Genomic DNA, 6,432 nt, shown 5'->3' on the forward strand with positions numbered 1-6,432 from the left:
TCGGTCTATATCTTGAGGCAGGTTTTGGTTCATATTTGTGATACTCCCCCTCAAGTGTCCCCCTTGTCAATACTCTGCCACCTGAATCCTTACATTGCTTCTAAAGTTTTAGCGCGAGATTCACTCATAGAAGTAGCAAAATGCTTGTTTTGTTCGGGGAACGGACCACCCTTAGCAATTCCAATAGAAAGTCGTCCGTTGCACAAATTATCCAGCGTAGCAATGCTTTGTGCAATAATAATTGGGTTATGAAATGCCAGCAATAATGCTGCTGAACCTAATCGAATTTTGTGAGTTATGCCTGCTAAGTGTGCGATTAACACTAAAGTCGATGGGCTAACACTGAAATCGTTAAAATGATGCTCTGTTATCCAAGCTTCTTCAAAATCCAAGCTTTCTGCGTATTTTACTAACGTCACTTGCTCAAAAATTACACGATGAGCATTTTGATAATGATTTTCGTAATTACAGAAAAGTCCTGTTTTCATAGTAAGTATTTTTCTGATTGTGTTCCAAAGCATTGCAATTTTAATCACTTGCGGGCGGGGAGTGAAACGTTTTATTTGAATTCGGTACTGTATAAAAAGGTCGATAGTTAAATTAAACAAGCTTAGGTTTTGATTAAAATTATCTGGGATGAGATTTTCCCTTGTCTGTTCCGACAGAAGGCACCAGCCGCCCCCGATGAAACTCCTGCTGCAAAAGAGACAAAACACCCAGAATGCCCAACTCCGACCAATTCCCCAAATCCTCATCATGCAGAGATACCCGGTAGTACCCACTCTTGAGGCGATAACACACTGCCGGATAACCAGCGTCGTGGCACTTGGCTAGCAGCGTTTGAATAATAGATCGGCTCAAGCCGTAGTTGCGGCTCAGGCAAACGTGACGATCGCAGGTCGGTCAGAGTAGAAGCCAGAGCAAGCTAAACAGATGAGCAATGGGGAATTTGTAAACAAGTCTAAGTCAAGTCGTTCGTAACCGTTCGATGTCTCGCATCGGTGGCGCACCGAACAGGCGTGAATATTCCCGGCTGAACTGTGAGGGACTTTCGTACCCAACCTGGTAGCCAGCAGAGGTTGCATCACAATCTTCCGTCAGCATCAAGGGACGGGCTTCCAACAGTCTTAACTGCTTTTGATATTGAAGCGGACTCATCGAGGTCACTTGCTTGAAGTGCTGATGAAACGACGAAGTAGACATCCTTACCTGCTTTGCTAAGTCCTCGACTCGCATCGGCTGAGTAAACTTAGACTTGATCCGTTTGATTGCTTCAGCAATCCGCTGCATACTGCTGCCAGATGTAGCAATTTGACGCACAGCTTCACTTTGTTCCCCCATCAGCAGACGGTAGTAGAGTTCCCGAATCATCATCGGTGCCAGCATGGGAATATCCTGTGGCGTATCTAAGAGCTTAGTGAGGCGAAGGGCACAGTCAAGCAACGTGGCATCAGCGTTGCTCACAAATAAGCCTCGGACGGAGTTCTCTTTCTTCGCTGAACTAAAATTCATTTGAGCAGCCATTTCACAAAGTTGCATTGGGTCTAGGGTCAGCTTTAATCCTAAGTACGGCTGATCGGTTGTCGCCTCAACAATACACCCACCGATGGGGAGATCAACTGAGACAACAAAACATTGCCCTATTTCATACGGATACGTTTCCTCTCCCAGCACTATGTCTTTCTTGCCTTGAACGAGAATGGCCAGACGCGGTTCATAATCCTGGTAAATGACGGCAGATGACGCATTTGATCGTGAAAAGCTCAATGGTGCGATCGCAGTTGGATAAATAAGGTTGCCATTGGGTTCGGTGTGCCGCGCCACTAATGCCGCCAGCGCTTGGCACTGATCTGCAACTACCTCAGAATTGGGGATTTCGACTGTCACGGTAAAGCCTCGACTCATTCAATGCCCTAGACGATTATAGAATGTCTTCAAGTGATCCATGCTGGAGAATTAGGCAAGGATCAAAGAGTTTTAGGCATTGGAAACGGTGGATCGAATAAATAGGATGAAAGTATCTCAAGCAAGACTTTAAAGAGTCCGAAGAACGATACCGCATTGCTTTCCTGAAACAATTAAAAACTTCTTGGAGGAAATGGCAATCCGTCTAAACAAACTTTAGAAGCAGTTTTACGCCTCCGAATCCCTGAATAACAACTGAAGCAATAAGCAGGAGAACCTATTTATGCAAAATACTCCCCAACAAATGAAAGCAATGGCTGTGGACGAGTTCGGCGGCCCTGACAAGCTGACTTTGCACACCTTACCCGTACCTATGGTAGATGCGGGCGAAGTTTTGATTCGCGTTGAGGTCGCCGGAGTTGGTGTCTGGGACGCGATGGAGCGTGAAGGTGAACTGGTGTATAACGAAGTTCACTTTCCGCGTGTGCTGGGCGGCGAATGTGCAGGCACGATCGCTGCTATCGGCGATGGCGTCGAGCGTTTTGCCGTTGGCGATCGCGTTTATGCCCAAAATTTTATGAACGACAAGGGCGGTAGCTATGCAGAATACGTAGTCGTATCCGAAAAAACGGTCGCGCCGATGCCCAATGGTCTCGATATGTTGATGGCGGGCGGGCTACCCATTGCTGGTGTAACGGCACTCAGTAATTTGGAGGCGCTAGAGACAGGCAACGAAACCAAATTGATGCTGTGGGGCGCGAGCGGTGGCGTCGGTCACGTTGCGCTACAACTGGCTAAACGCATGGGCGCGAACGTTTTCGCCATCGCATCGGGCGTAGACGGCGTAGCGTTGGTCAAGCAGTTAGGTGCCGATGAAGCGGTGGACGGACACAGTAAAGACGTTATTCAACGCGCCCGCACCTTTGCACCCGACGGCTTCGATGCTGCGCTGGTGCTGTTGGGCGGCGACACAGTTCAATCCACGCTGAGTTTGGTGCGTCAGGGCGGAATTATCGCCTTTCCTAACGGCGTAATGCCCGAACCCAAAGCGCCCGACGGTGTGGAACTCAAGAAGGCAAATGGGTTTGCTAACCGGATGTTGTTAGACCAACTCAACCGATTGATCGACATGGGTGAGTTTCAAGTTCACATCGCGCAGACATTTGGGCTTGAAGAGGCGGCACAAGCGCAGTCAGCGATGAAACAGCATTATCTGGGCAAAATCGTGCTGCGTGTGAGCAGCGAATAACCGCTGATTGAATTGCCAGCTGAATGGCAATAAGAAAAGCTAAAATCTTCTTGCTGGCAGGGTGTTGGGGGTGGCTGAGTGGGGTGTAGTGAAGAAGAAAATTGAGTTTTAGTGCGTCAAAGAGAATAATATCTTCTTAATTCCTTACACTCCACACCCTACACCCAAAAGCCTTATAAATAATAGGTTTACCGTTAACAAGCGTGCCATTCAATTTCCAGCTTTTGCAACAACGTTACTCTCAACAAACTGTAACATCCTTCATTTCGACATTTTTATAGGAAAAATACCTATGAATCTCACTGACAACACCATCCTGATCACTGGCGGCACAAGCGGCATTGGTCGTGCGCTTGCCGAGGCTTTCTATCAACGCGGTAATCAAGTCATTATCGCGGGTCGCCGTCAACATCTCCTCGACGAAATCACCGCCGCTCACTCCGGTATGCACGGGATTCAACTTGACGTTCAAGACCAGGCGGACATCGAAGCCTTTGCGTCCCGCATTCGAGAGCAGTTCCCTAAACTCAATGTTCTGATCAACAATGCCGGAATTGGTAAGACGGAAGACCTCACCTCAGATCCGATCGATTTCTCCGTGATGCAGTCTACAATTGAGACTAATATTGTCGGTGTACTTCACCTGACGGCGGCACTCCTGGCGACTCTCAAACAGCAACCGCATTCAACGATCATCACCACCACCTCTGGCTTGGCTTTCGTTCCCATCAGTCCATATCGGACTTATTGCGCGAGCAAGGCTTTTCTGCACTCTTGGTTGCAGTCGCTCCGCGTTCAGCTTCGGGAAACCTCCGTGGAGGTTCTTGAACTTGCCCCACCCTATGTACAGACGGAGCTTGGCGGTCCTAGTCAGGCGACTGATACGAACGCAATGCCACTGGCTGACTTTATTGCAGAAGTGATGCAGATTTTCAGCACTCCAAACCCGCCCCACGGCGAAATCCTTGTTAATCGTGTCAAAGCACATAGATTTGCTGAAAGGAACGGTGACTATGAACAAATGTTCGCAAAAACGAACAATGACAAGCGATAGGAATCTATCGATCAGCAGGAGAGGGCTTTGATCGCACGCAGCGACATTAATGGAAATAGACTCTCGGAATTGCTTTCGTTAAATCACTAAAAAATTCTTGGAGAAAGTAGCTATATGTCTGAGCAAACGAACCTTGGTGGCAATTTTACGCTGCCCAACACTTCAATAACAGCGAAGCGCATAGGTTATGGTGCCATGCAACTCGCGGGTCCGGGCGTATCGGGTCCACCGCGCGATGTGGATGCTGCCGTTGCTGTTTTGCGCGAAGCGATTGCCCTTGGCATTAATCATATCGATACGAGCGATTTCTATGGACCTCACATCACAAATCAGATTATCCGACAAGCGCTGCATCCCTACCCAGAAAATTTAGTGATTGTGACCAAGGTAGGGGCGCGTCGTCCCGCAGATCGGTCATGGTTGCCCGCGCTATCGCGACAGGATCTGACTGAGGCGATTCACGACAACCTGCGTAACCTCGGACTTGATGCGATCGATGTTGTCAATCTCCGCTTGATGGATGACGGTCACGGGCCATCGGAGGGTTCTCTTGCAGAGCCGCTAACGACCTTAGCCAAACTTAAAGAGCAGGGATTAATTCGTCACCTCGGTTTGAGCAATATCACACCTACGCAGTTGGCAGAGGCACAAACGATCACGGAGATTGTCTGTGTGCAGAACCAGTACAACGTGGCACATCGGGAAGATGACGCTTTCATTGACGACCTCGCGAAGCAGGGAATTGCCTATGTGCCGTTCTTCCCTCTGGGTGGGTTCACGCCGCTACAATCTTCGGTACTTGAAAGCGCCGCCAAGTCTTTAGACGCAACACCGATGCAAGTAGCGCTGGCATGGTTGCTTCAGCGCTCCCCCAATATCTTGCTGATTCCCGGAACGTCATCGGTTGAGCATCTGCATGAGAATCTCAAAGCCGCAGATCTGCAACTTCCGTCTCAAACAGTCAATGATCTTAACTCGATCGCTGTACCTGTTGCTCACTGAAGTATCGCCGCTTAACTTATTAACCCTATTGCAAGGGGAATAGTTATGAGTGAACGATTTGCGGATAGAAACACCGACGAGACAAACTCAGCGCTCATGAAGATGCGGTCAACTTAAAAATTAACGGTGCGGCTTATGATTTACAAATTGAGCCGCGCGTTTCTTTGCTCGACGCTTTGCGCGACTCAGGTTGTGTTGCAAAAACTTCTTGGTCAAAAAATGCCTTTAATTGCTCGATTGTTGGCTCCATACTATCCGTTCGCTGATTTTGAAATGGTGAGAGGAATTATTGCCTGTTTTAAAACAAGAATGAGTATATTAACAAGCTTACGGGTTGTATCCTACTTAGCTCCTAATTGGTTCGGATTATATCAAGCGATCGCAGCTTATTTGGGTCGTGTTTTACAACTAGAAATCCAACTACACCAAGGTGAATGCGATCCCCTCCAAGATCCTCTATTATTTCAAGACCAAATAGACCTCGCTTTTATTTGTGGATTACCACTAATTCGTTACACTCAAGAAGTTACAGACCAATTGCAGACTTTGGTTGCACCTGTGATGCAAGCATCCCGGTATGGCAACAGTCCTATTTACTATGCAGATGTAATTGTCAAGACTGATAGTAATATCAAAAAGTTTGCTGATTTGTCAGGGAAAACATTTTGCTATAACGACCCTGGTTCTAATAGTGGTTATAATTTACTTCGTCACTGGTTAAGTCAAGAAAAATATCCGCAAAATTTCTTTGGAAAAACTATAGAATCAGGTTTTCATCAACGTTCAATTCGCTGGGTAGTTAAGGGGGTGGCGGATTGTGCAGCCATTGACAGTGTAGTGTTAGAACAAGAATTACGCGATATTCCGGAATTATCACAGCATTTGCGTGTGGTGGAAGTGATAGGGCCTTCTCCTATGCCACCATTGGTAGTAGCACAGCGTCTAAGTATCCCTTTAATTCAGCAAATGCTGATTAGCTTACTCCAACCAGATGCAGAGTTACAAGGAGTGATGAAACAATTTGGTGTTAGGCGTTTTGCCGCAGTGAAGCTAGAAAATTATCGGGTACTCAACCAGATTTACTGCGATCACTCTTTTGTCAGTTTGTCTAGTTAACTGGAGTTTAGACTAGTAGTCTGCCAAGGCTACTTTGCTGGGTCAAACAGTCGGATATAAGCGCTCCATTTTTCTCCGTGCATCTGTAGTTTGAAAGCGCCAATAG

General features: G+C 47.3%; 7 protein-coding genes and 1 pseudogene. 4 read left to right on the top strand and 4 right to left on the bottom strand.

Annotated features, from left to right (window positions below; all coding sequences use genetic code 11):
- Window positions 1-92 precede the first annotated feature (92 nt).
- The 4 genes and pseudogenes from V7L12_RS12690 to V7L12_RS12705 form a co-directional block, all read right to left on the bottom strand.
- Window positions 93-488, bottom strand: a pseudogene (locus tag V7L12_RS12690) (LLM class flavin-dependent oxidoreductase); the annotation flags it as partial.
- A 139-nt stretch (window positions 489-627) separates the two neighbouring features.
- Window positions 628-861, bottom strand: coding sequence for a hypothetical protein (locus V7L12_RS12695; protein WP_335084583.1), 234 nt, complete (start codon window positions 859-861; stop codon window positions 628-630).
- A gap of 105 nt (window positions 862-966) precedes the next feature.
- The gene (locus tag V7L12_RS12700; protein ID WP_335084588.1) at window positions 967-1,767 is read right to left on the bottom strand and encodes an AraC family transcriptional regulator; all 801 of its coding nucleotides are present in this window, start codon (window positions 1,765-1,767) and stop codon (window positions 967-969) included.
- Window positions 1,715-1,846 carry a hypothetical protein gene (locus V7L12_RS12705; RefSeq protein WP_335084589.1) on the bottom strand — a complete coding sequence of 44 codons (132 nt, stop codon included), beginning with the start codon at window positions 1,844-1,846 and terminating at the stop codon, window positions 1,715-1,717. Before V7L12_RS12705 ends, V7L12_RS12700 begins: the two co-directional genes overlap by 53 nt.
- A gap of 342 nt (window positions 1,847-2,188) precedes the next feature.
- Here V7L12_RS12705 and V7L12_RS12710 point away from each other — a divergent pair, with 342 nt between their 5' ends.
- The 4 genes from V7L12_RS12710 to V7L12_RS12725 all read left to right on the top strand — a co-directional run bounded on the left by V7L12_RS12710 (window position 2,189) and on the right by V7L12_RS12725 (window position 6,326).
- The gene (locus V7L12_RS12710; protein WP_335084584.1) at window positions 2,189-3,154 is read left to right on the top strand and encodes a quinone oxidoreductase family protein; all 966 of its coding nucleotides are present in this window, start codon (window positions 2,189-2,191) and stop codon (window positions 3,152-3,154) included.
- Window positions 3,155-3,446: 292 nt separating this feature from the next.
- Window positions 3,447-4,208: an SDR family oxidoreductase gene (locus V7L12_RS12715; protein ID WP_335084585.1), complete on the top strand. Its 762-nt coding sequence runs from the start codon at window positions 3,447-3,449 to the stop codon at window positions 4,206-4,208.
- A 114-nt stretch (window positions 4,209-4,322) separates the two neighbouring features.
- A complete protein-coding gene (locus V7L12_RS12720) occupies window positions 4,323-5,210 on the top strand; it encodes an aldo/keto reductase family oxidoreductase (protein WP_335084586.1) in 888 nt (295 codons plus the stop codon).
- 309 nt (window positions 5,211-5,519) lie between these two features.
- Complete coding sequence (locus tag V7L12_RS12725) at window positions 5,520-6,326, top strand: phosphate/phosphite/phosphonate ABC transporter substrate-binding protein (protein WP_335084587.1); 807 nt, start codon at window positions 5,520-5,522, stop codon at window positions 6,324-6,326.
- Window positions 6,327-6,432: the final 106 nt, after the last annotated feature.

Source organism: Nostoc sp. (assembly GCF_036918245.1).
Taxonomy (GTDB): Bacteria; Cyanobacteriota; Cyanobacteriia; order Cyanobacteriales; family Nostocaceae; genus Nostoc.